This window comes from Collinsella sp. Sow4_E3, assembly GCF_052116285.1.
Taxonomy (GTDB): domain Bacteria; phylum Actinomycetota; class Coriobacteriia; order Coriobacteriales; family Coriobacteriaceae; genus Collinsella.
The window spans coordinates 1-1,265 of the sequence record NZ_JBQKLJ010000066.1; the positions used below are offsets into that span (position 1 = coordinate 1).

The window sequence follows — 1,265 nt, forward strand, 5'->3', positions numbered from 1 at the left end:
GACTTGCTCCCCACGGCTGAAGCCGGGGGATTCCTGCTTCTTCAACGGACGCCTCCTCGCTCTAGGAGCGAGGCGGTCTCACTCCATCTCCACAGGCTGAAACCGCGAGCCCCGCGGCCAGAATCGTTCGTGCCGCGTTGACGTCCCGGTCGTGAACGGTGCCGCATTCGGCGCACACCCATTCCCGGACGTTCAGCGGCAGGGACCGCAGCAGATGGCCACAGTCGGAGCAGGTCTTGCTGCTCGGATACCAACGGTCGATCGCGATCACTTGACGGCCGTACCAGTCGGCCTTGTACTCCAGCATCGACCGGAGTTCCGACCATGAGGCGTCGGAGATGGCCCGCGCCAGTGATCGGTTCTTCACCATGTTGCGCACGGCCAGGTCCTCGATGGCGATCACTTGGTTTTCGCGTACCAGTCGAGTCGTGAGCTTGTGCAGGTGATCCCGGCGCCGGTCGGCGATCCGGGCATAGATGCGGGCAACCTTCAGCCTTGCTTTCGCTCGGTTGTTGGAGCCCTTCTGTTTGCGGGCCAGGTTGCGCTGTGCCTTGGCGAGCTTGGCCCGGTCCTTCTTCTCGTGCTTGGGGTTGGTGACCTTCTCCCCGGTGGAGAGCGTGACAAGCGTCGTGATCCCGGCGTCGATCCCGACTGTCGCCTCTGTGGGCGCGTGCGGAGTGATCGTTTCCTCGACCAGTAGGGACACAAACCAGCGACCGGCGGCATCCCGGGAAACGGTGACCTGCGACGGGTCCGCATCCTCCGGCAGCGGCCTCGACCAGCGCACGTCCAGCGGCTGATCCTGCTTGGCCAGCTTTAGTCGCCCGTCGCGGAAGGTGAAGCAGTTCCGGAAGTATGTCGCGGAGTCGCGGGTCTTGCCCTTTTTCTTGAACTTCGGGTAGCGGTTCTGTTTGCGCCAGAACTTGTCGAATGCGCCTTGAAGGTTCCGCAGCGCGGCTTGTAGCGGACCCTTGGACGGCTCGGCCAGCCAGGCAGTCTCCGGGTCGCGCTTCCAGCCGGTAAGCATCCGGTCGGTCTCCGCATGAGTGACCCGGCGCTTCTCCTGCGTCCAGGCCCGGGACCGCTCCGCGAGCGCCCGGTTGTAGACATACCTGACGCACCCGAACGTCCGGTTCAGCTGCTCGGCCTGTTCGGGGGTCGGGTAGAAGCGGTACTTGTACGCCCGCCTCACAACCTTGCCGCTCATAGTTGACAGTGTAGCAGGTTTCGCTGTCACTTGATGCGCTTACCCCATAGCTGAAGCA

1 protein-coding gene is annotated in these 1,265 nt (G+C 63.7%); it reads right to left on the minus strand.

All coding sequences use genetic code 11. The annotated features are described in order from the left end of the window. Positions 1-61: 61 nt before the first annotated feature. On the minus strand, positions 62-1,207 hold the full coding sequence (locus ACTQ48_RS11225) for an RNA-guided endonuclease InsQ/TnpB family protein (RefSeq protein WP_441570984.1): 1,146 nt from the start codon (positions 1,205-1,207) through the stop codon (positions 62-64). Positions 1,208-1,265 lie beyond the last annotated feature (58 nt).

Coding starts and splice junctions, on each gene's coding strand:
- ACTQ48_RS11225 (WP_441570984.1), bottom strand. CDS start 1,207: ATGAGCGGCAAGGTTGTGAGGCGGGCGTACAAGTACCGCTTCTACCCG.